The sequence below is a fragment of the Nocardioides candidus genome (assembly GCF_041321175.1).
In the GTDB taxonomy this organism is placed as follows: domain Bacteria; phylum Actinomycetota; class Actinomycetes; order Propionibacteriales; family Nocardioidaceae; genus Nocardioides.
In genome coordinates, this window is sequence record NZ_JBGGWC010000002.1 from 610,875 (window position 1) to 634,299 (window position 23,425).

A 23,425-nucleotide genomic window follows, 5' to 3' on the forward strand; every position below is an offset into this window, starting at 1 on the left:
CTTCGCTCGCCTCACACCTTCTTCTGGAGCTCCCCCGCGCGCGCGACGGGCACGAACCCCATCCGCTCGTTGATGCCGATCATGTGCTCGTTGACCTCGGCGTTCCAGGTGACCAGGCGGCGGCCGTCGTACTGGTGGGTCGCCTGGAGGGCGCGGAGGTTCGCGATCTTCACCGCGAGACCGAGCCGGTGACCGCGATGGGCGCGGCCGGCGAGCGTGCCCCACTGGTAGACGCACCGGGTGTCGTGGGAGGGCGCCATCAGGTCGGTGTAGGCAGCCACCGTGCCGTCGGGCGCGAGCGCGACGGTCGTGAAGGTGGTGCGGCCCTGGCGCTCGACCATCTGCTCGTGGACGCGATGAGCCTCGACGTCGACAGCCTCGTCCTCGTAGTCGTTGTCGCCCATGGGCGCCTCGGTCATCAGCTTCGAGGCGAGCTCGAGGTAGCTGAGCAGCAGGTCGTCGTCGGGGAACGGACCCGCCCACGAGCGCAGCTCGTAGCTGCCGGCACGCTCGGCGGCCTCGGCGGCGAGCTCGGCCAGGACGGCGTCGTCCACCGGCAGCACCACCTCCCGCTGCACGTCGCCGAGCCCGAAGACGTAGCCGTGGACCTTCCCGAACTCGACACCCGAGGTGCCGGCGCCGTCGGGCGGGCCGTCGTACGTCCACGACGTCATCGCGTCGAAGCGGGTGCGGCCGTGCTCCCGGGCGAGACCCTCGCACCGCGCGAGGACCTGCGAGCCGAGGCCGCGGCGGCGGTGCTCGGGGAGCACGGAGACCTCGAGGTCCACCGCGGACAGGTTGTCGAGCAGGGGCAGCCGCACCTGGCCGGCGGCGACGGGCGCACCGTCGACGGTGCCGAGCAGCCGGACCACCAGCTGGTGCTTGGACGGGTGCCGCGCTCCGGCGACCAGCTCGGGCAGGGTCCACGTGGTCGACGCCGCGCCGCGCTCGTGCTCGTCGACGGTGTTCATGACCTCCAGCCACGCCGCCAGGTCGTCGTCGACGAACGGGTCGACCTCGGTGATCTCCATCGAGCTGAGGCTCATCGGACTCGCGCCACCCTTCCCTCGTCCCAGACGGGATCGTCGGACTCATAGACTTCACCATCGGCGCCGAACACCATGAAGCGGTCGAAGCCGCGCGCGAACCACCGGTCGTGGGTCACCGCGAGCACCGTGCCGGCAAACGCCTCGAGCCCCTCCTCGAGCGCCTCGGCGGACGCGACGTCGAGGTTGTCGGTCGGCTCGTCGAGGAGCAGCAGCGTCGCCCCCGACAGCTCCAGCAGCAGGATCTGGAAGCGCGCCTGCTGCCCGCCGCTCAGTGACTCGAAGCGCTGCTCGGAGGCCGCGCTGAGCTCGTAGCGGTCGAGCACGCGGCTCGCCTGCTCGCGGCCCATCCCCTGCCGTCCGTTGGGGCCGCCGTCGCCACGGTGCAGGATCTCCAGCAGCGTGCGGCCGATCAGCTCGGGGTGCTCGTGGGTCTGCACGAACCAGCCGGGCCGCACCCGCGCCCCGAGCTTGGCGAGGCCCGTGTGCCGTACCGGTCGTACGACGACCTCACCCACCGGTCGGTGCTCGACATCGGGATCGCTGCCTCCCGCAGCCAGCAGGCGCAGGAAGTGCGACTTGCCGGAGCCGTTGGACCCGAGGACGGCGACGCGCTCGCCGTACCAGACCTCGAGGTCGAAGGGGCGCATCAGCCCCGTGAGCTCGAGCCCCTCGCAGACGACCGCGCGCTTGCCGGTGCGGCCGCCGGAGAGTCGCATGGTGACCGACTGCTCGCGCGGCTGCTCGGTCGGCGGACCGGCCTCCTCGAACTTCCGCAGACGGGTCTGGGCGGCCTTGTACTGGCTGGCCAGGCCGTCGTTGTACTCCGCCTTGATCTTGTAGCGCAGCACGAGGGCCTTGAGCTTCGCGTGCTCCTCGTCCCACCGCCGACGCATCTCCTCGAACCGGAGGAAGCGGTCGCGGCGGGCCTCGTGATAGCTGGCGAAGCCGCCCGGATGGGTCCACGCGGAGTTGCCCGCCGCTCCGAGCTCGACCGTCACGACGCGGGTCGCGGTGTTGGCGAGCAGCTCCCGGTCGTGGCTGATGAACAGGATCGTCTTGTCCGAGCTCGCGATGCGCTCCTCGAGCCAGATCTTGCCGGGCACGTCGAGGTAGTTGTCGGGCTCGTCCAGCAGCAGCACCTCGTCGGGGCCGGCGAGGAGGTACTCCAGCACGATCCGCTTCTGCTCACCGCCGGAGAGGGTGCTGAGCTCGCGATACTTCGCCCGGTCGTAGGGAAGGGCCAGCGCCTTGACCGTGCACACGTCCCAGGTGACCTCGAGGTCGTAGCCGCCGGCGTCGGAGTAGTCCGACAGCGCATGGGCGTAGGCGAGCTGGGTCGCCTCGTCGTCGACGTCCATCAGCGCCCGCTCCCAGCGGTCGACCTCGGCCGCCGCCGCGCGGACCCGCTCGGGGCTGATCGAGAGCAGCAGGTCGCCGACGGTCGGCTCGGCGCCGAGCCCCGCGCCCACCATCTGGCGCATGATGCCCAGCCCGCCGGACCGCGTGACCGCTCCCGCGTGCGGCACCAGCTCGCCGGTGATGATCTTAAGCACGGTCGTCTTCCCGGCGCCGTTCGCACCGACGAGCGCGACCTTCGCGCCGTCGCCCACCCGGAACGAGATGTCGTCGAGCAGCACCCGTCCGTCGGGGAGCTCGAAACGCACACCGGCGACCTCTACGTGACCCACGAGGGTCGATTCTCGGTGCTGGGCGCGAGATCCGCAGCCGGTTTACGGCTCAGCCGGCCACCTGGGGAGCGCACTCCGACTCGTCGCGGTGCCCGGGGGCCGAGTTCGCGGAGGCGACGACGAGGTCCGCGAGCGCCTGGGTCGGGGCCGAGACCTTGATCCAGCGGCCGCCGTCGTACCTCAGCGACTGGAAGACCGTGGTGGCGTTGCCGGGCAGGATCGCGTGCGGCGGGTCGTCCTCGTCGCCGGGCGTCGCGCAGACCCGGTAGTCCCCCAGGTCGGCACCGACCCCGAGGCCCCAGCGGGCCGGGATCTCGGCGCGCAGGCCGTCGCCCTCGAGCCCCCACCACTCGGTGACGTCGATGGACGGCTGCCCCGCGACCCGAGCGGTGGCGAGGACGTGCCGGGTGAGGTCCTGGTCAACGGTCGCGACCGAGACGGCGTACTCACCGGCGTAGACGTAGCCCTGTGCCCGAGCGGCCGCGCCACCGGTGCCGGCGGTGACGAACCCCGGCGAGCTCACGGCGTCGTAGGTCGCGCTGCCGTAGAACGCCAGGTAGGTCCTGAACGAGCACGCGTCGTGCTCGGTCGGGCCGTAGACGTCGGAGGTGAAGCCGTCGAAGTCGCAGGTGAACCTCTGCCAGTCGCCCGGCATCTCGACGCGGACGTCGTCGCGCTCGACCGTGCGCCAACCGCCGGGGTCGACGGTCGTCGTGGGGTCGCCGGCGCTCCGGTCGACGTCCGCCCCGCCCCCACCGGCGGCCACGGCCAGGCCGACCGGTACCGCGAGGACGATCGCGGCCGCCGTACCGACCGCGACCCGGGCCGTGCGGCGGCGCGCGTGCCGGTGGCGGGCCGCGTCGGCAAGACCGGTCGCAACCGGTGCGGTGTCGGCCTGCTCGGTGAGCACCGCGCTCAGCCGCTCGTCGAAATCACTCATCACGCTCACCCATCTTCTCCCGCAGCACGGCGATCCCGCGGGACACCCGCGACCGCACCGTGCCCTCGCGGACACCGGTCAGCGCCGCGATCTCGTCGTAGTCGAGCTGTTCGTAGTAGCGGAGCACCACCGCGGTGCGTTGGTCGGCGGGCAGGTCCTGGCAGGCCGCCCAGAGGCGGCGACGCTCGTCGGAGGGCATCCCCTCGTCGGGGCCGGCGACGACCCCGTCGGGCCGCACCTCGGCGGCCGGCGACTCGCGGCGGCGGAACTTCCGCCACCACGAGGTGTGCGCGTTGACGACCATCCGCCGCACGTAGGCATCGACGTCGTCGGCCCGGGAGATGCGCTCCCACCGCGGCAGCGCGCGCGACAGTGCGTCCTGCACCACGTCCTCCGCGTCGGCTGCGTTGCCGGTCAGCACGTAGGCCAACCGCAGCAGCGCAGGTCCCCGGGCTGCGACCCAGTCGTCGAACGACACCGGCCCGGCCCTGCGACCCACCGCGTCCATCGTTGTCTCCACGCCCTACAGACGCTCGCCGCCCGGATCCTGTTGCGAGCGGCCTCAGCCGGCCACGAAGCGGGCATCGACGACCGCGGCGACCTCGATGTCCTCGGGCGACAGGACCAGCTCGCCCCCGCTGTCCTTGGCCATGGCGCGGGCGAAGGCGACCTCGCCGCGCGCGGTGGGCTGCAGACCCTCGCCGAGCATGCCGGCGTCGGCCAGGGCGACGGGCCGCACGGGGCCCAGGCCGAGCGCGTCGGCGTACTCCTGGGCGCGCGTGGCGGCGTCGCGGACCGCGCGCGTCCGGGCGTCGGCCGCGAGCTGGGCGCGTCGGGCCTCGGTCAGGGCCCACTCGACGCCGTCGAGCGTGAAGCCCTGCGTCGACTCGACGTGGCGCCCCACCCACCGGCCGAGCGCGCCGAAGTCGCGGAACTTCACCTCGATCCCGACGCCGGCGTGGTGCACGAGCGGGAGCTGCTTGCCGTCCTGGTTCCACGGCCGGCGCGACCACGTCGCGACGTGCTGGGTGGACCACCAGGTGACCGGGCCACGCTCGGGGTCGTGCAGCTCGGCGATCGACGCCTTCACCGTCTCCAGGTCGCGGACGACGCGCTCGTAGACCGGCTGCATCTTCGGACCCTCGAAGCCCAGCGTGGCGCGGACCGTGCCGCGCTCGGGCGGCTGGAAGGCGGAGAAGGAGCCACGCACGGTGATCTCGGTGGTCATGCAGCGACGGTAGCGGGCATGCGGGACTGGGACGATGGCGCGCATGGACTGGATCTCCCTGCTGCGCACCTCGACGGGAGGTGTCGCAGACCTGCTCGCCGAGGGCGATCTCGAGGCGCCCGTCCCGGCCTGTCCCGGCTGGACGCTCGCCGACCTCGCGGACCACCTCGGCGGCGTCCACCAGTGGGCGACCCACGCCGTCGTCGTCGGCGACGCGAAGGGCGCCCCGACCTCGGCTCCGCGGGAGCGCAGCGACCTCGTGCGGTGGTACCGCGAGTCCGCGCGCAACCTCGTCGACGTGCTCGCCGGCACCCCGCCGGAGGCCACCGCGTGGACCTTCGGCCCCGAGCAGGTCGCGGGCTTCTGGCACCGGCGGCAGGTGCACGAGACCCTCGTCCACCTGTACGACGGCCTCGCCTCCCAGCAGCGCGGACGGGAGTGGGTCGTCGCCCCCGACCTCGCCTGGGACGGCGTCGACGAGGTGGCGACGGTCTTCTACCCGCGGCAGGTGCGCATGCGACGGACCTCGCCCCTCGACGGCACCCTCCGGCTCGTCGCGTCGGACCTCGACGCCGACCCCGTGGAGATCGGGACTCAGGAGCCGGTGACGGAGCTGGCCGGCTCGTCGGCGTACCTGCTGCTGGCGCTGTGGAAGCGCGTCGTCGTCGACGACCCTGCGGCCGCCGGCCTGCTGGCGACCGCGATCACGCCGTAGGGCGGGACTCCAGGACGCGGAAGCCCTTGGCGCTCGCGAGTCGCTCGGTCGGGTAGCCCTGCTCGCCGAGCCAGCGCTGGAGCGAGTCGGCGCCGAGGTTCTTGCCGACGACCAGCACGGCGCGGCCGCCCGGCGCGAGGCGCGGCAGCCAGGTGAGCAAGAGCTCGTGCAGCGCCGCCTTGCCGATGCGGATCGGCGGGTTGGACCAGATCTCGTCGAACGTCGCGTCAGCCGGCACCTCCTCGGGCGTCAGCGCGCGGTAGCGGTCGGCGACGCCGATCGACGCGGCGTTCTCGCCGGCCAGGAGGACCGCGCGCCGGTTCACGTCGACCGCGGTCACCCGGGCGTCGGGGGCTGCCGCGCAGATCGCGAGGCCGATCACGCCGTAGCCGCAGCCGAGGTCGAGGATCCGCCCACCCGTGGGCGGCTCGGTCTCGCGGAAGAGCACCGAGGTGCCGATGTCGACCCGGCCCTGGGCGAAGACACCCGACCCGCTGGACAGCTCGAGCCGGTGTCCCCAGACGTCCGCGCTGACGGCCGCCCGCTGGAACGGGGCGGCCGGGTCGGCGGTGAAGTAGTGGTCGTCGCTCATCCCTCGACCTCGATCGCCTGTCTGCGGGCGGAGGTCTGCTCGACCCTCGCGGCGAGCTCGGCGTCGGGCGGGTAGCCGACCTCCTCGAGGGTGAGGCCGTGCGCGTGCAGCACGACCACGCCGGGGTCGCGGCGTCGTCCCTCCAGCATCTCCAGCGCCCACTCCGGCGACTTGCGACCCTCGCCGACCGCCACCAGGCAGCCGACGAGCGCACGCACCATCGAGTGGCAGAACGCGTCGGCGACGACGCGCCCGACGAGCACCCCGTCGGGGTCGCGCGCCCACGACAGCTCCTGCAGGGTGCGGATCGTGGTGGCGCCGGGACGCTGCTTGCAGAACGCCGCGAAGTCGTGCAGACCCACCAGGTGGAGCGACGCCGCGTTCATCGCGTCGAGGTCGAGGGCTCGCGGCCAGGCCAGGACGTGGCGCCGGTGCAACGGGTCCACCAGCGTCGGGTCGTCGGCGATCCGGTAGGCGTAGCGGCGCCACAGCGCGGCGAACCGCGCGTCGAAGCCCGGCGCCGCCGCGACCACCCGGTGCAGACGTACGTCGGCCGGCAGCACCCCGTTGACCCGCCGGGCCAGCCTCGCGAGGTCGCCGGGGTCGAGATCGTCGGGGAGGTCGAGGTGGGCGACCTGGCCGCGCGCATGGACGCCCGCGTCGGTGCGGCCCGCACAGACCACCTGCAGCTCGCCGTCCGGTCGGCGCAGCACCGTCGTCAGGGCCGCCGTGAGCTCCCCCTGGACCGTCCGCAGCGCCGGCTGTGCCGCCCACCCGTGGAAGTCGGTGCCGTCGTAGGCGAGGTCGATCCGGAGCCGCACGGGATCAATCCTCCCAGCCCTCCGGCCGCAGCTTCTTGGGGAGCCCCTCCACCACGAGCCGGTAGGACTCGTCGACCGCCTCCAGCAGCTCCTCGTCGGGGATCGCGCCACCGAAGGCGAGGTCGTTCCAGCCCGAGCGGCCGATGTAGCGCATCACCGAGGCGTCGTCGGGGAATCGCTGCAACCACTCGTCAGCCACCTCCCGGGTGCGGCCGGCCTTCACGCCGACGCCGGTCTCGCCGAGGAAGGCGAAGATCTTGCCGCGCTCCCCCGGTCCGACCTTGATGACCGGGTGCTGGTGGTCCCACGGGTTGTCCGCCCACGCCCCGGGCTTGGCGAGGCAGTGGGCCCGCATGCGCTCGACGTCCACGCCCCTAACCTAGAGCTCGGAGCGCCACGGCGGGTCGGCTCCCTCGCGGGACACCGTGATCGCGGCGCAGCGGGCGGCGTGCGCCAGGACGCGGTCCCACTCGTCGTCGGGGACGGCTGCCAGGTCGCGGTCGCGCAGCCGCTCCCAGAGCCCGTCCAGCAGGGCGGCGCCGAAGGTGTCCCCGGCGCCGATCGTGTCGACGACGTGGACCGGTTCGGCCGGTACGGCGCCCGCCCGCCCGTCCGACAGGTGCCAGGTCGCGCCCGCCCCACCCCGGGTGACGACGACCGCGCCCGCGCCGGTCGCCAGCAGGTGGTCGACCGCGTGGTCGAGGTCGAGCGCCGGCCAGACCGCGGCGAGGTCCTCGTCGGAGGCCTTCACGAGGTCGGCCCGGGCGACCGTCCGCTCGACCCGCTCGACGACATCGGGCCCGGTGCCGGTGATGGCCGGACGGATGTTGAGGTCGTAGCTCACTGCCGCGGTCGGCGCGAGCCGGCCGACCAGCTCGTCGACGACGAGGGCCCCAGGAGCCAGCAGCGGGGCGAGCGAGCAGACGTGGAGCACGTGCACGTCGGTGACGGCGACCGGCCCCAGCTCCCACCGCACGTCGAACTCGTAGGTCGCGGCGCCGTCACCGCCGATCCGGGCGCGCGCCACCGAGGTGTGCTGCACGACGTGCGGGTCGCGCGCGAGCGGCACCTCGCTCGCGGCGAGGTGCTCGGCGATCAGGCGACCGTGGGCGTCCGGCCCGTAGGATGTCGCGAGCAGGACCGGCCGCACGAGGCGGCTCAGCGCGACCGCGGCGTTGGCGGCCGATCCGCCGGGCAGCGAGTCGACCTCGCCGTCCGCTCGCTCAACCACGTCGACGAGCGACTCCCCCACCACGAGCGCGACACCGTCCACGGCCAACACTGTGCCCGGTCAGCCGTGGCCGGGCCATACTTCACGCGTGTCCGAGCCGTCCGTGCACCCGCACCCCGCGATCATCCTCGTCTCCGCGTCGCGTGCCGACTTCCTGCTCGACGAGTTCGGCCGCTACACCCGCGACTACACCGTGCTCTGCGCGTCCTCGGCCGCCGAGGCCGAGGCGATCGCGCAGAAGATCGTCGACGACGGCGCCCAGGTCGCCCTCTTCGTGAGCGAGGCCCGGCTCCCCGACGCGCCCATGCTGGTGGCGCTGCACCGCTGGCGGGTCGTGGTGCCGACGGCGCGGCGGATGATCGCCGCCCACTGGGAGGACTTCCTCGTCGAGGCCGAGGCGCTGCGGCCGGGCCTGGCGACGGGCAAGTACGACGCCTTCCTGCTCATGCCGCGCGGGGCGCGCGACGAGGAGTTCCACACGGCGGTGTGCGAGCTGCTCTCCGACTGGGGCTCGACCGTCGCCGCACCGGAGGTCACCACGGCCGAGGTCATCGCCGAGCCCGGCAACCCGTTGGCCGTCGCGGTCCGGGAGTTCTTCTCCCGGATGGGCATGCCCAGCGCCACCTTCGCGCCCGACTCGCCCACCGGGCAGGCCGCGCTCGCCGAGTGGCGGGCCGACCACCCGGAGCCGGCCGACCCGCCGTCGTACCCGCTCGTGCGGAGCATGCGCGGCGGCGTCATCGCGCCGAGCACCGTGCGCGAGGTGGCGGCCGAGATCTACGGCCGGCCGGACTCGATCGACCCCGAGGGCGCCAACGCGATCGTCGACCTCTGCATCGTCGGCGCCGGGCCGGCGGGCCTCGCGGCAGCGGTGTACGGCGCCTCCGAGGGACTCTCGACGGTCGCCGTCGAGGCCGAGGCGATCGGCGGCCAGGCCGGCACCAGCTCGATGATCCGCAACTACCTCGGCTTCCCCCGCGGCGTCTCCGGGATGCGGCTGGCGCAGCGCGCGCGGAGCCAGGCGATCCGGTTCGGCACGCGCTTCTTCACCGGCTGGGAGGTCAGCGGCCTCACGCCGGGCGTCGATGGCGCCCCGCACGTGCTGCACACCGACGGGGGCGACCTCCACGCGCGCAGCGTGGTCCTCGCGACCGGGGTGACCTACCGCAAGCTCGGCGTCGAGGCGATCGAGGCGCTGGTCGGCCTCGGTGTCCACTACGGCAGCGCGATGTCGGTCGCCCGCGAGATGGAGGGTGCCGACGTCGTGGTCGTCGGCGGCGGCAACTCCGCCGGCCAGGCCGCGCTGCACCTCGCGCGGTTCGCCCGGTCCGTCACCATCGTGGTGCGGCGCGAGAGCCTCGAGGCCACCATGTCGTCGTACCTCATCAAGGAGATCAGCTACCACCACCGGCTGACCGTGCGGCCCTTCACCGAGGTCGTCGACGGCGGGGGCGGCGGGCGGCTCGAGTGGCTGACCCTGCGCGACAGCCGCGACGGCACCACCGACACGGTCCCTGCGGGCGGTCTCTTCCTGCTGCTCGGCGCCGAGCCGCACAGCGGCTGGTTGCCGGAGGCGATCGCGCGCGACGACAAAGGTTTCCTCCTCACCGGCCGTGACGTGCCGGCGCAGACGTGGAGCGACGGGGTGCCGCCACCCAGCCTCGGTACGACGGTGCCTGGCATCTTCGCCGTCGGTGACATCCGCTCCGGGTCGATGAAGCGGGTCGCGGCCGCGAGCGGCGAGGGGTCGTCCGTCGTACCGCTCGTGCACGCTTACCTCGGCGGTCTCTGACCTCCTCAGCCGACCACCACGTTCGGCGACTGCCGGCGACGGTACGCCGACTGCACGGCGCCGTCCCGGGGTTCGGTCGACCTCTTCGTCGGCCCCATGAAATAGGGTCGGGCCGTGGCCCTGGAGACGTCGTTGGAGAAGCCGGCTCCGGTCCGGTCGATCGCCAACGCGGTCGCGGGCTGGATCGACCGGCTCGGCGTGGTGTGGGTGGAGGGCCAGGTGGCCCAGGTGAGCCGCCGACCGGGCGTCGGCACCGTCTTCCTGACCCTGCGCGACTCGGTCGCCGACATCTCCGTGCCAGTGACCTGCTCGCGGGTGCTCTTCGACGGGCTGCAGCCACCCCTGGTCGAGGGCGCGAGCGTGGTGATCCAGGCGAAGCCGTCCTACTACGCCAACCGCGGCACGTTCTCCCTCTACGCGCGCGACATCCGGATGGTCGGCCTCGGCGAGCTGCTCGCGCGGCTCGAGCAGCGCCGCCAGCTGCTGGCCGCCGAGGGCCTCTTCGCCCTGGAGCGCAAGCGCCGACTGCCCTTCCTTCCGGGCCGGGTCGGGTTGGTCACCGCGCCGCGGTCGGCCGCGGAGAAGGACGTCCTCGAGCACGCCACCCGGCGCTGGCCCGGCGTGCAGTTCGAGACGGTCTACGCCGCCATGCAGGGCCCGCGGTCGGCGCTGGAGGTCATCGAGGCCGTCGAGCGGCTCGACGCGCGGACCGACGTCGACGTGATCGTGATCGCGCGCGGCGGGGGGTCGGTCGAGGACCTGCTCCCCTTCTCCGACGAGGGTCTCGTCCGCGCGGTGGCGAAGGCCCGCACCCCTGTCGTCTCCGCCATCGGGCACGAGCCCGACACGCCGTTGCTCGACCTGGTCGCCGACGTGCGCGCCTCCACCCCGACCGACGCGGCCAAGCTCGTCGTGCCCGACGTGGCGACGGAGGCCACCGGCATCGCGCACGCCCGCGACCGGCTGCGCCGTGGCCTCGACACCCGCCTCGCGCGCGAGCAGTCCGCGCTCGACGCGCTGCGCTCCCGGCCGGCGCTCGCCGACCCGCGCTCACTGGTCGACCAGCGCATCGACGAGCTCGACGGCCTGCGCGAGCGGATCCGGCGCTGTCTCGACAACCGGCTCGACCGGGCGGCCGACGACATCGGCCACCACCGCGCGCGGGCCCGGGCGCTCTCGCCGCTCGCGACCCTGGAGCGCGGCTACTCCGTGCTCCAGGACGAGGCGGGCCACGTCGTCACCTCTGCAGCGCACGTCGCCGACGGCGTGCCGATGAGCGTCCGCGTCGCCGACGGCCGCATCCACGTGACCACCACCAGCACCGAGCTGCTCGAGGAGAGCCCATGACCGACGATGCCGGCACCGATGACCGCCCCTCCTACGAGGAGGCGCGCGAGGAGCTCGTCGAGGTGGTCCGCCGCCTCGAGGCCGGCGGCACCACGCTCGAGGAGTCGCTCGCCCTCTGGGAGCGGGGGGAGGCGCTCGCCACGATCTGCCAGGAGTGGCTCGACGGTGCGCGGGCCCGGCTCGACGCCGTGCTCGAGGCCGACGACGAGGAGTAGCGGCCCGGCTACCGCGTGACCGGCGCGGTCGTGAGCCGGTCGATCACGTCCTGCAGCACTCCGGGCGCGACATCGCCGTACACGAGCACGGTCTGGCCGTGCACGGTCGAGGCGTACGCCGCGTCGCCGCCGGCGTCCTCGTAGCCCTGCCAGGCGTCGGCGACCGACCCGTCGGCGCGGAAGATGTCGGTGGTGGTGGCGTCCTTGTCGACATAGCTGTCGAGCAGGCTGTCCACGGTGGCGGTCTGTTGCTCGATGCCGACGAACTTCTCGTCGTCGGTGAACAGCCCGGTCGCGAAGGCGGAGTCCTCGCCGGCCGGCTCGACGTCGAACTTCGTGGCGATCCAGCCATCGGGGAGGGAGCCGAGGTACACCGGGTCGAGCCTGCCCTCCTGCGCGTCGTCGATGCTCGACCGGTAGTCGATCGGCTCGGGCCGGTTGTCGACGTCGGCCCGGAAGAGTCCGAGGAACCACAGCAGACCCCCGACGGCGACCACCGTGATCACCAGGGCGGCGATCAGGCCGCCGGCCGATCGCTGGTACTTGCCCGGGCGGCCCACGCTCGTCGTACTCATAGCGGACCCATCCTCCCAGCCCGCTCCTCCGACCACGGAGGGCGGCCAGGCATGTTCCGCATCTGCGGACCAAATATGTCGATATCCCCGCAGATGCGGAATACTCCTCGCGTGACCACTTACCGGATCGCGGAGGCCGCCGAGGTGCTCGGCCTCAGCGACGACACCGTGCGCAGGTGGATCGACGCCGGCCGGCTGCCGGGCTCGACCGAGGCCGGACCGACGGTGATCCCCGGCCCCGCCCTCGCCGCGCTCGCGGCGACGCTCGTCGACGACGCCGAGCGCGACCGCACCCGCGCGGGCTCGGTGAGCGCCCGCAACCGGATGACGGGGATCGTCACGCGCGTCGTGAAGGACGCCGTCATGGCGCAGATCGAGATGGTCTGCGGCCCCTACCGCGTGGTCTCCCTGATGAGTGCCGAGGCGGCCACCGAGCTCGGCCTCGAGCCGGGCGTGCGCGCCATCGCGTCGGTCAAGTCCACCAACGTGGTCGTCGAGAGGCCCGTCGCCAGGAGGGACGCGTGAGCCGCACCCGTCGTCGTACGGCGACCCTCCCCCTCCTGCTCGCCCTCACCCTTCCGCTCGCGGCGTGCGGCGACGACGGCGACGGCGGCGACCAGAAGCTGCAGGTGCTGGCCGCCTCCTCGCTGACCGACGTCTTCACCGAGCTGGGCCGGCAGTTCGAGGCCGACCACGACGGCGTCGACGTCGCGTTCTCCTTCGGGTCGAGCACCGACCTCGCCGAGCAAGCCGCCGACGGCGCACCGGGCGACGTGCTGGCCACCGCCGACCGGACGTCGATGTCGGTGGCGCAGGACGCCGGCGCCGTCACCGACCCGGCGACCTTCGCGACCAACGTGCTCGTCATCGTGACGCCACCCGACAACCCTGCGGGGATCACGTCGCTGGCCGACCTCGACGGCGCGACGTGGGTGCGCTGCGCCGACGAGGTGCCGTGCGGCCGGGTCGCGCTCGCGGTCCTCGACGACGCGGGCATCGACGCCCAGCCCGCCAGCCTCGAGGAGGACGTGCGGTCCACCCTCGACAAGGTCACCTCGGGCGAGGCGGACGCCGGCCTGGTCTACGCCAGCGACGCGGTGGCGGCCGGCGACGCCGTCGAGACGATCCCGATCGACGGCGCGGAGAGCGAGCCGACGTCGTACTCCATCGCGGCGCTCGACCAGTCCGAGGACGCCTCCCTCGCGCAGGAGTGGGTCGACCTCGTCACGGGCGCCGAGGGCCGGGCCGCGTTGAAGGACGCCGGGTTCTCCCTGCCATGACGCGCGACCCGCTCGGCCGCGCGCCGCTGGCACTGCTCGTGCCGGCGGCGGTGGCCGTGCTGCTCCTCCTCGTGCCGATCGGGGCGATGGTCGTCGCGACCGATCCGGGGAGCCTCGTCGACGCGCTCGGCACCGAGGCCCTGCAGCAGGCGCTGTGGCTCTCGCTGCTGACCTCCACGATCGCCATGGTCGTCTGCCTCGTGCTCGGCCTCCCGCTCGCCTGGCTCCTGGCGCGCGTCGACTTCCGCGGCCGGCGCGCGGTCCGCGCGCTGGTGACGGTGCCGATGGTGCTGCCCCCGGTCGTCGCCGGCATCGCCCTGCGCTCGGCCTTCGGCCGCAGCGGGCTGCTCGGTGAGCCGCTGCTCCACGCGACCGGGTTCGCGTTCCCCTACACGACCTGGGGCGTCGTGCTCGCGCACGTCTTCGTCTCGCTCCCGTTCGTCACGATCGCGATCGAGGGCGGGCTGCGCACCGCCGGGACGGCGTACGACGACGCGGCCGCCACCCTCGGCGCGACCCGCTGGACCACCTTCCGGCGGGTCACCGTGCCGTTGGCCCTGCCCGGGATCGCCGCCGGCATGGTGCTGGGCTGGGCGCGGTCCCTGGGCGAGTTCGGCGCGACCATCACCTTCAACGGCAACTACCCCGGCACGACCCAGACGATGCCCACCCTGATCTACGTGGCGCGGCAGTCCGACGCCGACGCCGCCCTCGCGCTCAGCCTGGTGATGCTGGCGGTGTCGATCACCGTGCTGGTCGCGCTGCGCGACCGCTGGCTGGTGCCGGCGTGAACGACCTCGAGGCGCACCTGGTCGTGCCGGGGCGGCTCGACGCGTCGCTCACCGCCCAGCGGGGCGACGTCGTCGCCGTCGTCGGGCCCAACGGCGCGGGCAAGAGCACGCTGGTGCACGCCCTCTCCGGGCTGGTGGCCGCCGGCGGGCACGCCACGCTCGTCGGCGACGACCTCCTCGCCCGCACCCCGCGCGACCGCGACGTCGGGGTGGTCTTCCAGGACCAGCGCCTCTTCCCGCACCTCTCCGCGCTCGACAACGTCGCCTTCGGGCTCGTGGCCCGCGGCACCGCGAAGGCTGCCGCGCGGTCGGCAGCCCGCGACTGGCTCGAGCGCCTCGGGATCGCCGACCTGGCCGGGCGGCGGCCCGCGAAGCTGTCCGGCGGGCAGGCGCAGCGGGTGGCGATCGCGCGGGCGCTCGTCACCGCACCCGACCTGCTGCTCCTCGACGAGCCGTTCACCGGTCTCGACGTCGGGGTCGCCGCGACGCTGCGCATCGAGCTCGGGCGCCACCTCGCGGACTTCCGCGGCATCACCGTCCTCGTCACGCACGACGCGCTCGACGCCCTGACCCTCGCGACCACCGTCGCCGTCCTCGACGCGGGCCGGGTCGCCCAGGTCGGGCCGCCGGCCGAGGTAGCGGCCCGCCCCCTGACCGAGCACGTGGCGCGCCTCGTCGGCCTCAACGTGATCCGCGAGGGCGACCGGCTCCGCGCGTTCTCGCCGGCCGCGGTCACCGTGTCGGTGCACGCGCCCGACGACTCCGCGCGCAACCGGTGGCAGGGCGTCGTACGCGGTGCCGCGCCGCACGGCGACGCGATCCGGCTGCAGGTCGAGGGCGAGCGCCCCCTCATCGCCGACGTCACCCCGGCGGCGTCCCGCGAGCTGGCCCTGGCGCCCGGCCGCGAGGTGTGGCTGTCGGTGAAGGAGACCGCGGTGACGACGTACGACGCCCGCGGCTGAATTCACCGTCCGGGCCCTGTTCCCGTGACACGGGCGTCACGCGGCGGACGATAAGGTTCGGCTCATGAGCTCCCTCGCCGTGCCGCCGCCGGCCCCCGACCGCAACCTCGCGCTCGAGCTGGTGCGCGTGACCGAAGCCGCCGCGATGGCCGCCGGCCGCTGGGTGGGCCGTGGCGACAAGAACGGCGCCGACGGCGTGGCCGTCAACGCCATGCGCGTGATGATCTCGACCATCGGCATGAACGGCGTCGTCGTGATCGGCGAGGGCGAGAAGGACCAGGCGCCGATGCTCTACAACGGCGAGGCGGTCGGTGACGGCACCGGCCCCGAGTGCGACGTCGCGGTCGACCCGATCGACGGCACCACGCTGACGGCCAAGGGCATGAGCAACGCGATCTCCGTGCTCGCTGTCGCCCCGCGCGGGTCCATGTACGACCCGTCGGCCGTCTTCTACATGGAGAAGCTCGTCACCGGGCCCGAGGCCGCCGACGTCGTCGACATCCGCAACCCCGTCGCCGAGAACATCAACCAGGTCGCCAAGGCCAAGGGCGCCACCGCCTCCGACGTCACCGTCGTGCTGCTCGACCGGCCCCGCCACGCCTCGCTCGTCGACGAGATCCGGGCGACGGGCGCGCGCATCAAGTTCATCACCGACGGCGACGTGGCCGGCGCCATCTCCGCCGCACGTCCGAACTCCGGCGTCGACCTCCTGCTCGGCATCGGCGGCACCCCCGAGGGCATCATCACCGCCTGCGCGATCAAGGCGATGGGCGGCACGATCCAGGGACGGCTGTGGCCGACCGACGACGAGGAGCGCCAGCGCGCCATCGACGCCGGCCACAACCTCGACCCCGACCACGTGCTCGGCACCGACACCCTGGTCACCGGCGACGACTGCTTCTTCGTCGCCACCGGCATCACCGACGGCGAGCTCCTGCGCGGCGTCCGCTACCGCGCCGGCGGTTGCACCACCGAGTCCCTGGTCATGCGCTCCCGGTCCGGCACGATCCGCACGATCACCTCCGAGCACCAGCTCCAGAAGCTCCGCAAGTTCAGCTCCATCGACTTCGACTGAGTCACACGGGTCACAGGAATCCCCGGTCGACCGGGGATTCCCTCACTTGTCGGGGTTTGCAAACCCCGACAAGTGGCAGTTTCCCCGGTCGACCGGGGATTCCTGACGCGCCGACTACGCCGTGCCGGCGATCGAGAGGGTCGCGACGCCGGCGGAGGACTGACGCAGGAGCGCGTCGCCCACGACCCGGATGACGCGCGGGTCGAGGGCCAGGCCGATGTGGGAGGCACGCATCTCGACGGCGACGCCCTGCGGGTCGATGCAGGCCTTCCAGTCGACGATGCCGTCGCGGCGCGAGTAGACGTTGGTCATCGCGACGCCGGCGGGCAGCGGCTGGCACACCTCGTTGAAGCTGGTCTCGGCGCACGGGCCCGCGACGCAGTCGACGGACATGACGCCGGGCAGACCGGCCCGCGAGAGCCGGTTGAGCACGGTCACGCCGCCGCTGAGCAGGCGGTGGTGGGCACCGGGCGCGAGCATCGGGCTGCCCATCGTGACGATGCCGGCGACCAGGTCGGGGCGGCGCACGGCGATGCCGCGCGCGATCATGCCGCCCAGGCTGTGGCCGACGATCTGCACGCGTGAGCCGCGACGCTCGGCGATCCGCTCCAGCCGGGCCTCGACGAGTGCGGCGGCGGTGAGCGTGCAGCCGACGTTGGCGTGGATCGAGGAGCGGTAGGTGCGGAAGCCGCGCTCCCTCAGGCCCGCGGCCATCTGGGTGAGCGTCCAGTCGCCGGCGAGGAAGCCCGGCACCAGGAGCACCGGCTCGGCTGCGCGCACGGCCGAGCGGCCGGCGTACGGCGTCCTCCTGCGCGTACGGCGGGCAGCGGACCGGTGCACGGCCAGCCGGCCGGCCTCGGTGACGACGCTGCCCTCACGCAGCAGGGACGCGAGCGGCGGACGGCCGAAGCCGTCCGGCATCAGGTAGGGCGCCAGCACGCTGCTCATATCACCGACCCTAACTTGGTTGAAACCTGAACTGGTGGCCATTCGGCAGACTGGGATCCATGAGCGCGTCACCCGACCAGACCAACGTCGCGGTCTCCGAAGAGTTATTCGCCCCCCTCCCCGGTGGGGTCGAGCTGTGCTACCAGACGTTCGGCGAGCGCGACGACGACCCGCTGCTGCTCGTGATGGGCCTCGGGGGGCCGATGACCTGGTGGGACGCGGAGCTCTGCGTCCTGCTGGCGCAGCAGGGCTTCTTCGTGATCCGCTACGACAACCGCGACACCGGGCGCTCGTCGCGCGACCCTCACCGGGTACGCAGGATCGACCTGGTGCGCGCGTTCCTCGGGCGGCCGGTCACGCCGCCGTACACGCTCGGCGACCTCGCCGGCGACGGGTTCGGCCTCCTGGACCACCTCGACATCCCCGCGGCGCACGTCGCCGGCGTGTCGATGGGCGGCATGATCGCCCAGACGATGGCGCTCGACGCCCCGGAGCGGGTGCTCTCCTTGACGAGCATCATGTCGACGACGGGGCAGCGCACGGCAGGGTGGCAGAGCCCGACCCTCATCCCGACCCTGCTGTCGGGCCGCGGCCCGACGCGCGAGGACTACCTCGCCGGCGCTCTCAAGGTGTGGGCACTCATCGGCTCCCCCGGCTACCCGCCCGCCGAGGGCACGCTGGAGAGCCGCGCCGGTGAGACCTTCGACCGGGGCGTGAGCCGGTCGGGGGTGCTGCGGCAGATGATGGCGGTCATCACCCAGCCCGACCGCACCGCTGACCTGGCCCGGATCTCCGTGCCGACCACCGTGATCCACGGGCTGCGGGACCGGATGGTCCACGTGTCCGGCGGCCGCGCGACCGCAGCGGCGATCCCGGGGGCCGAGCTGCTGCTCATCGACGGCATGGGCCACGACCTCCCACCCGTCCTCTTCGAGACCTTCGCAGCCGCGATCCGCAGGACGGCCACAAGTGCTACCCGGAAACGAAAGGCTTAATCGGTCTAGACAAGAACCTCCCTCCCGGTGGAATGTGTGTCGGGGGTCACACATCGGGAGGGCTCAATGGTGAAACGCTCGGGAGTGCTCGCTACCGCTGCATCGCTAGGTCTCGTCGCCACGCTGCTGTCGTCCTGCGGCGGGTCCGACGACGCGCTCGTCTGGTACACCAACCCGGACACCGGCGGCCAGGCGGCGGTCGCGGCGGCCTGCAGCAAGAAGCTCGGGTTCGAGATCGACACCCAGGTCCTCCCCCAGGACGCCGGCCAGCAGCGGATCCAGCTCGCCCGACGACTGGCGGCCGAGGACCCGGCGATCGACCTCATGAGCATCGACCCGCCCTACACCGCGGAGTTCGCCAACGCCGGCTACCTGGCCCCGATCCCCGACGACATGCAGCAGCGCTTCCGCGACCAGGCTTTCGACGGAGCGGTCGAGGCGGCCACGTGGGACGACCAGCTGGTCGTCGCGCCCTTCTGGTCCAACACCCAGGTGCTCTGGTACCGCAAGTCGTTCGCGGACAAGGCCGGGATCGACATGTCGCAGCCCGTCACCTGGGACCAGATCATCCAAGCCGCCTCCAAGAACGGCGGCACGGTCGCCGTCCAGTCCAACAAGTACGAGGGGTACGCCGTCTGGATCAACGCCCTGATCTCAGGAGCGGGAGGAGAGATCGCGACGGACACGGAGAAGGGGGCCGACGCCACCATCGAGGTGGACTCCCCGGCGGGCGAGGACGCTGCGGGCGTCATCGCCGAGCTCGCCAGGTCGAAGGCAGCGCCGCCGGACATGTCGATCGCCCAGGAGGGCCAGGCCGGCACCACCTTCGGGGGCGACACCGGTGCGTTCATGGTCAACTGGACCTACGTGCTGACCGGCGCCGGCTACCCGGAGGACGTCGTCAAGGACATCGGCTACACCCGCTACCCGCAGACGGTGGCCGGCGAGGAGTCGCGGCCGCCGTACGGCGGGATCGGGATCGGGGTGAGCGCGTACTCCGACCACGAGGACGAGGCGATCAAGGCCCTCGAGTGCATCACCAGCCCTGACAACCAGGGCCTCAACGCGGAGCTGACCGGCAACATGCCGTCGAGCCCGGAGGGCTACAAGTGGCCCGCGCTGAAGAAGATCTACCCTCAGGACCTGCTCGACCTCTTCCAGCAGAGCCTCGACGCAGCGGCGCCGCGCACCGTGACGCCGTACTGGAGCGACATCTCCGGTGCTCTGATCAGCCGCTTCCACCCACCGTCCTCGGTCGACAAGGACACACCGGCTGACGCGCAGAAGTTCATCGAGGACGTGCTGCAGCAAAGGAGCCTCCTGTGACAACGACTGCGCAGGCCCCCGTCGGCGCCCCCGTGCCGGCCAAGAAGGCCGTCGCGAGCGACCGCTCGTCGGCTGAGAACAAGCTGGGCATCAGACTCGTGGCGCCAGCCGTGGTCGTCATGCTCCTGGTCACGGCGTGGCCGATGATCCAGGCCCTCTACCTGTCGCTCTTCCGCTACCGGCTCACGACTCCCGACGAGAAGGAGTTCGTCGGCATCGGCAACTACGCGACGGTGCTCGGTGACGGCCTGTTCTGGAAGGACACCGTCAACACGGTCATCATCATGGTGGTCACCGTCGCGGTCGAGCTCGTCATCGGCTTCGTCTTCGCGATGGTGATGCACAAGGTGATCTTCGCCCGCGGTGCGATCCGCACGTCGATCCTCATCCCCTACGGGATCATCACCGTCGTCTCTGCCTTCGCCTGGCAGTTCACCTTCAGCCTCAACAACGGATGGGTGAACAGCTGGTTCTCCTGGTTGCCGTGGATCAGCGACAACACGAACTGGTTCGGCGACCACTGGCCCGCGATGTTCGCGATCATGGTGTCCGAGATCTGGAAGACGACGCCGTTCATGTCGCTGCTGCTCCTCGCCGGGCTCTCCCAGGTCAGCGAGGACATGCTCGAGGCGGCCCAGGTCGACGGCGCGACCTGGTGGCAACGGCTGTTCAAGGTGATCCTCCCGAACATGCGGGCCGCGATCATGGTCGCCGTGCTGTTCCGGGCACTCGACGCCTTCCGGATCTTCGACAACATCTTCGTGATGACCCGCGGCGCCCAGGACACCGAGTCGTCGTCGTTCCTGACCTATCGGCAGGTGATCGAGCAGTTCCAGCTCGGGTTGGGCTCGGCGCTGTCGGTCCTGCTGTTCCTCACGGTGCTGCTGCTGGCTTTCCTGATCGTCAAGCTGTTCCGGGTCGACCTGGCCCAGGCAAGGGGTGAGGGCTGATGTCGAGCAAGTCCCGAGCCGGCTCCCTGGCCGGCACGTCGGTCGGCTTCGTGGTGATCCTGGTGTGGTGCCTGCTGCCGGTCGCATGGATCATCTCGCTGTCCTTCAAGTCGGCAGCGGAGACCGGGGCCGGAAGTCCGCACTTCCTGCCGCAGGACGCGACGCTGGACAACTACAAGACCATCCTCGGCTTCGGCACCCTCAGCGACGGGTCGACGCCCGACCCGACGGTGTCCGACGCGTTCCTCCGCGCGCTGCTGAACTCGTTCGGCGTCGCGCTGATCGCCACCGCGCTGAGCGTCGTCTTCGCCACGCTCGCCGCCTATGCCATCGCCCGCCTGGAGTTCCGGGGCAAGCGTCTCGTGCTCTCGCTCGCGCTGGCGATCGCGATGTTCCCCGTGGTGTCGCTGGTCGGGCCGCTCTTCGACATGTGGCGCACGTTCCACCTGTTCAACACCTGGCCGGGCCTGATCATCCCCTACATGACGTTCACGCTGCCGTTGGCGATCTGGACGCTGTCCGCCTTCTTCCGCGAGATCCCGTGGGAGATGGAGCAGGCCGCGCAGGTCGACGGGGCGACGTCGTGGCAGGCCTTCCGCAAGGTGATCGTGCCGCTCGCCGCTCCCGGTGTCTTCACCGCGGCGATCCTGACCTTCTTCTTCGCGTGGAACGAGTTCGTCCTCGCCATCTCGCTGACCTCGACGACCAGCTCGCGCACGGTGCCGGCCCAGATGTCGTTCTTCGTCGGCGCCGACCCGTTCAACCCACCCTACGGACAGCTCGCGACCGCGTCGGTCGTGGTCACCGTCCCGATCATCGTCATCGTGCTGCTGTTCCAGCGAAAGATCGTCGCAGGGCTCACCTCCGGCGCAGTGAAGGGATAGACCCATGGCCTCGATCACCATCAACCACCTCGTCAAGAAGTACGGCGACGGCTTCCCCGCCGTCAACGACGTGTCGATCGACATCGCCGACGGCGAGTTCATGATCCTCGTCGGCCCATCAGGCTGCGGGAAGTCGACGCTGCTGCGGATGATCGTCGGCCTCGAGGACATCACCTCCGGCGATCTCAAGATCGGCGACCGACGGGTCAACGACCTCGCGCCGCGCGACCGCAACCTGGCGATGGTCTTCCAGAACTACGCGCTCTACCCGCACCTCACCGTCTACGAGAACATCGCCTTCCCGCTGCGCCTGGCCAAGATGGACAACGCCGAGGTCGACCGCCTGGTGAAGGACGCGGCCTCGACGCTGGAGCTCGAGGAGCACCTGCAGCGCAAGCCGGGCAACCTCTCCGGCGGCCAGCGCCAGAGGGTCGCGATGGGGCGCGCGATCGTGCGCCAGGCGGACGCGTTCCTCTTCGACGAGCCGCTGTCCAACCTCGACGCCAAGCTGCGCGGGCAGATGCGCACCGAGATCGCCCGCCTGCAGAAGCGGCTCGGCATCACGACCGTCTACGTCACGCACGACCAGACCGAGGCGATGACGCTCGGCGACCGGGTGGCCGTGCTCAAGCGCGGTGTGCTGCAGCAGCTCGCCACCCCGCGCGAGCTCTACGAGAACCCCGGCAACCTGTTCGTCGCCGGCTTCATCGGGTCACCGCCGATGAACTTCCTGCCGGCCGAGGTGTCCGGCAACCAGGTGAAGCTGCCGTTCGGCACCGTCGAGCTGCCCGACTCGTCCCGACTCGCGCGCGCAGCCGACCGCGGTCTCCTGATCGCCGGCATCCGTCCCGAGCACTTCGAGGACGCCACCATCGCCGGCAAGAGCGGCTCCGGGTCGACCTTCCGGGCGACCGTCGACGTGGTGGAGTGGCTCGGCAACGAGACCTACGCCTACCTGCCGTTCGAGGCGCCGCCCGAGGTCGCCGCGCAGCTGCAGCAGCTCGAGAAGGACCTCGACGGCGAGGCGATGCGCACCCAGCTCGTCATCAACCTCGACGGTGCCAGCCGGATCACCGAGGGCTCGGAGGCCGAGATCTGGATCGACGCCAGCAAGATGCACCTCTTCGACCCCAGCACCGGCGAGAACCTCACCGTCGACCACGACAACGCAGGCGAGATCCCGGGAGCGGTCGCGACGGTCTGAGGCGACGTACGGCCGCGATCGCGAGCGAGTGAGTCGTTTCCCCTTACCTACCGGTCGAGAATTCGCGATTTCTCGACCCGTAGGTCAGGGGAAACGCGTCAAGCGAGCTCGCGAGCGCCGGCCGGGTCTTCTCGCCGCCCGACAGCGGTCATCCCGCCTGCAGCACCCCTTCGACCAGCACGCGCAGGTGGTCGGCGGCAGCGCCGGCATCGAGCCCCTGGTCCCGGCGCAGGTGCTTCCAGGTGGTGACGTCGAGGACCGTCGCGAGGAGCACGGCGAGCCGCTCGCGCCGCGCGCCCCGGCGTCGCGCCAACGCAGGGGCGAACGCCCTCTCGACCCAGGCGCGGTGCCAGGCGCGCCCGCCCTCGGCGGTGTCCGCGAGGTCGGGCTCGCGCGCGGCGACCACCAGCATCCGCCAGGTGCCGTCGCCGGTCAGCTCGTAGTCGCGCAGGACGGCGGCCACCGCCTGGCTGACGTCGCCGGGGTCCACCTCCCCGCGGAGCTCCGTGAGCCGGGGCACCACGCGCTCGGCCAGGCCGGCGCGGTAGAGGCCGATCTTGCTGCCGAAGTGGTTGACGACCGTCTGCTGCGAGACGCCGGCGGCACGAGCGACGTCACCCAGGGTCACCTCGTCGAACCATGCGGGCGTGAACATCTCAGCCGCCGCGTCGAGGATCGACTCCCGGGTCCGCTGCATCGCTGCGGAGCGGCCGGACATCTCGTAACGTCGTGGTGACACCCGCCCATCCTTTCATTTGGACTTGACACAAACGATTTGGCTCCCATACTAACCAATATCAGTTCCCCCGCACCACCG

26 protein-coding genes are annotated in these 23,425 nt (G+C 72.1%); 14 read left to right on the forward strand and 12 right to left on the reverse strand.

Features of this window, described 5'->3' with window-relative positions; all coding sequences use genetic code 11:
- Window positions 1-11: 11 nt before the first annotated feature.
- Genes ACAX67_RS12600 through ACAX67_RS12620 form a run of 5 tightly spaced genes read right to left on the reverse strand, consistent with a single transcriptional unit; the run spans window position 12 to window position 4,905 of the window.
- Window positions 12-1,046: a GNAT family N-acetyltransferase gene (locus tag ACAX67_RS12600; RefSeq protein ID WP_370704194.1), complete on the reverse strand. Its 1,035-nt coding sequence runs from the start codon at window positions 1,044-1,046 to the stop codon at window positions 12-14.
- Complete coding sequence (locus ACAX67_RS12605; RefSeq protein WP_370704195.1) at window positions 1,043-2,737, reverse strand: ABC-F family ATP-binding cassette domain-containing protein; 1,695 nt, start codon at window positions 2,735-2,737, stop codon at window positions 1,043-1,045. The genes ACAX67_RS12600 and ACAX67_RS12605 overlap by 4 nt, the downstream gene beginning before the upstream one ends.
- A gap of 49 nt (window positions 2,738-2,786) precedes the next feature.
- The gene (locus ACAX67_RS12610; RefSeq protein ID WP_370704196.1) at window positions 2,787-3,677 is read right to left on the reverse strand and encodes a hypothetical protein; all 891 of its coding nucleotides are present in this window, start codon (window positions 3,675-3,677) and stop codon (window positions 2,787-2,789) included.
- On the reverse strand, window positions 3,670-4,185 hold the full coding sequence (locus ACAX67_RS12615) for a SigE family RNA polymerase sigma factor (RefSeq protein WP_370704197.1): 516 nt from the start codon (window positions 4,183-4,185) through the stop codon (window positions 3,670-3,672). Before ACAX67_RS12615 ends, ACAX67_RS12610 begins: the two co-directional genes overlap by 8 nt.
- 54 nt (window positions 4,186-4,239) lie before the next feature.
- The gene (locus tag ACAX67_RS12620) at window positions 4,240-4,905 is read right to left on the reverse strand and encodes an SIMPL domain-containing protein (RefSeq protein ID WP_370704198.1); all 666 of its coding nucleotides are present in this window, start codon (window positions 4,903-4,905) and stop codon (window positions 4,240-4,242) included.
- Between the two features lie 43 nt (window positions 4,906-4,948).
- On the opposite strand from ACAX67_RS12620, the gene ACAX67_RS12625 reads away from it, so the two are divergent.
- The gene (locus tag ACAX67_RS12625; RefSeq protein ID WP_370704199.1) at window positions 4,949-5,620 is read left to right on the forward strand and encodes a maleylpyruvate isomerase family mycothiol-dependent enzyme; all 672 of its coding nucleotides are present in this window, start codon (window positions 4,949-4,951) and stop codon (window positions 5,618-5,620) included.
- Here the strand turns inward: ACAX67_RS12625 and ACAX67_RS12630 are convergent.
- The 4 genes from ACAX67_RS12630 to ACAX67_RS12645 are packed head-to-tail and all read right to left on the reverse strand — an operon-like array spanning window position 5,610 to window position 8,306.
- Window positions 5,610-6,212, reverse strand: a complete 603-nt coding sequence (locus ACAX67_RS12630; protein ID WP_370704200.1) for a class I SAM-dependent methyltransferase — start codon at window positions 6,210-6,212, stop codon at window positions 5,610-5,612. The two genes, ACAX67_RS12625 and ACAX67_RS12630, sit on opposite strands and share 11 nt — an antisense overlap.
- Window positions 6,209-7,033, reverse strand: coding sequence for a tRNA pseudouridine(38-40) synthase TruA (gene truA, locus ACAX67_RS12635; protein WP_370704201.1), 825 nt, complete (start codon window positions 7,031-7,033; stop codon window positions 6,209-6,211). Before truA ends, ACAX67_RS12630 begins: the two co-directional genes overlap by 4 nt.
- Window positions 7,034-7,037: 4 nt before the next feature.
- Window positions 7,038-7,403 (reverse strand): MmcQ/YjbR family DNA-binding protein, encoded by a 366-nt coding sequence (locus tag ACAX67_RS12640; RefSeq protein ID WP_370704202.1) that lies wholly within the window; start codon window positions 7,401-7,403, stop codon window positions 7,038-7,040.
- 9 nt (window positions 7,404-7,412) lie between these two features.
- Window positions 7,413-8,306 carry a PfkB family carbohydrate kinase gene (locus tag ACAX67_RS12645; protein WP_370704203.1) on the reverse strand — a complete coding sequence of 298 codons (894 nt, stop codon included), beginning with the start codon at window positions 8,304-8,306 and terminating at the stop codon, window positions 7,413-7,415.
- 46 nt (window positions 8,307-8,352) lie between these two features.
- Between ACAX67_RS12645 and ACAX67_RS12650 the strand changes: the two genes are divergently transcribed.
- The 3 genes from ACAX67_RS12650 (at window position 8,353) to ACAX67_RS12660 (ending at window position 11,618) form a co-directional block, all read left to right on the forward strand.
- Window positions 8,353-10,056: an NAD(P)/FAD-dependent oxidoreductase gene (locus tag ACAX67_RS12650; protein WP_370704204.1), complete on the forward strand. Its 1,704-nt coding sequence runs from the start codon at window positions 8,353-8,355 to the stop codon at window positions 10,054-10,056.
- A gap of 114 nt (window positions 10,057-10,170) precedes the next feature.
- Window positions 10,171-11,403 (forward strand): exodeoxyribonuclease VII large subunit, encoded by a 1,233-nt coding sequence (gene xseA / locus ACAX67_RS12655; RefSeq protein WP_370704205.1) that lies wholly within the window; start codon window positions 10,171-10,173, stop codon window positions 11,401-11,403.
- Window positions 11,400-11,618, forward strand: a complete 219-nt coding sequence (locus tag ACAX67_RS12660) for an exodeoxyribonuclease VII small subunit (protein ID WP_370704206.1) — start codon at window positions 11,400-11,402, stop codon at window positions 11,616-11,618. Before xseA ends, ACAX67_RS12660 begins: the two co-directional genes overlap by 4 nt.
- 8 nt (window positions 11,619-11,626) lie before the next feature.
- On the opposite strand, the gene ACAX67_RS12665 is transcribed toward ACAX67_RS12660, so the two are convergent.
- Entirely contained in the window at window positions 11,627-12,193 is a 567-nt protein-coding gene (locus ACAX67_RS12665; protein ID WP_370704207.1) for a DUF4245 family protein, read from the reverse strand.
- 111 nt (window positions 12,194-12,304) lie between these two features.
- Here ACAX67_RS12665 and ACAX67_RS12670 point away from each other — a divergent pair, with 111 nt between their 5' ends.
- The 5 genes from ACAX67_RS12670 (at window position 12,305) to glpX (ending at window position 16,301) form a co-directional block, all read left to right on the forward strand.
- Window positions 12,305-12,718, forward strand: coding sequence for a TOBE domain-containing protein (locus tag ACAX67_RS12670; RefSeq protein ID WP_370704208.1), 414 nt, complete (start codon window positions 12,305-12,307; stop codon window positions 12,716-12,718).
- Window positions 12,715-13,473, forward strand: coding sequence for a molybdate ABC transporter substrate-binding protein (gene modA / locus ACAX67_RS12675; protein WP_370704209.1), 759 nt, complete (start codon window positions 12,715-12,717; stop codon window positions 13,471-13,473). The genes ACAX67_RS12670 and modA overlap by 4 nt, the downstream gene beginning before the upstream one ends.
- Window positions 13,470-14,264, forward strand: coding sequence for an ABC transporter permease (locus ACAX67_RS12680; RefSeq protein WP_370704210.1), 795 nt, complete (start codon window positions 13,470-13,472; stop codon window positions 14,262-14,264). The genes modA and ACAX67_RS12680 overlap by 4 nt, the downstream gene beginning before the upstream one ends.
- Window positions 14,261-15,226, forward strand: a complete 966-nt coding sequence (locus ACAX67_RS12685) for an ABC transporter ATP-binding protein (RefSeq protein WP_370704211.1) — start codon at window positions 14,261-14,263, stop codon at window positions 15,224-15,226. Before ACAX67_RS12680 ends, ACAX67_RS12685 begins: the two co-directional genes overlap by 4 nt.
- A gap of 64 nt (window positions 15,227-15,290) precedes the next feature.
- Window positions 15,291-16,301 (forward strand): class II fructose-bisphosphatase, encoded by a 1,011-nt coding sequence (gene glpX / locus ACAX67_RS12690; RefSeq protein ID WP_370704212.1) that lies wholly within the window; start codon window positions 15,291-15,293, stop codon window positions 16,299-16,301.
- Window positions 16,302-16,415: 114 nt separating this feature from the next.
- Here the strand turns inward: glpX and ACAX67_RS12695 are convergent, their stop codons facing one another.
- On the reverse strand, window positions 16,416-17,249 hold the full coding sequence (locus ACAX67_RS12695; protein WP_370704213.1) for an esterase/lipase family protein: 834 nt from the start codon (window positions 17,247-17,249) through the stop codon (window positions 16,416-16,418).
- 59 nt (window positions 17,250-17,308) lie between these two features.
- Between ACAX67_RS12695 and ACAX67_RS12700 the strand changes: the two genes are divergently transcribed.
- From ACAX67_RS12700 to ACAX67_RS12720, 5 genes are all read left to right on the forward strand, one after another.
- Window positions 17,309-18,244: an alpha/beta fold hydrolase gene (locus tag ACAX67_RS12700; RefSeq protein WP_370704214.1), complete on the forward strand. Its 936-nt coding sequence runs from the start codon at window positions 17,309-17,311 to the stop codon at window positions 18,242-18,244.
- Window positions 18,245-18,313: 69 nt separating this feature from the next.
- Window positions 18,314-19,570: an extracellular solute-binding protein gene (locus ACAX67_RS12705; RefSeq protein ID WP_370704215.1), complete on the forward strand. Its 1,257-nt coding sequence runs from the start codon at window positions 18,314-18,316 to the stop codon at window positions 19,568-19,570.
- Window positions 19,567-20,520 (forward strand): carbohydrate ABC transporter permease, encoded by a 954-nt coding sequence (locus tag ACAX67_RS12710; protein ID WP_370704216.1) that lies wholly within the window; start codon window positions 19,567-19,569, stop codon window positions 20,518-20,520. The genes ACAX67_RS12705 and ACAX67_RS12710 overlap by 4 nt, the downstream gene beginning before the upstream one ends.
- Window positions 20,520-21,404 (forward strand): carbohydrate ABC transporter permease, encoded by an 885-nt coding sequence (locus ACAX67_RS12715; protein WP_370704217.1) that lies wholly within the window; start codon window positions 20,520-20,522, stop codon window positions 21,402-21,404. Before ACAX67_RS12710 ends, ACAX67_RS12715 begins: the two co-directional genes overlap by 1 nt.
- 4 nt (window positions 21,405-21,408) lie before the next feature.
- Window positions 21,409-22,608, forward strand: a complete 1,200-nt coding sequence (locus ACAX67_RS12720) for an ABC transporter ATP-binding protein (protein ID WP_370704218.1) — start codon at window positions 21,409-21,411, stop codon at window positions 22,606-22,608.
- 148 nt (window positions 22,609-22,756) lie between these two features.
- Here the strand turns inward: ACAX67_RS12720 and ACAX67_RS12725 are convergent, their stop codons facing one another.
- The gene (locus ACAX67_RS12725; protein WP_370704219.1) at window positions 22,757-23,347 is read right to left on the reverse strand and encodes a TetR/AcrR family transcriptional regulator; all 591 of its coding nucleotides are present in this window, start codon (window positions 23,345-23,347) and stop codon (window positions 22,757-22,759) included.
- Between the last annotated feature and the right edge of the window lie 78 nt (window positions 23,348-23,425).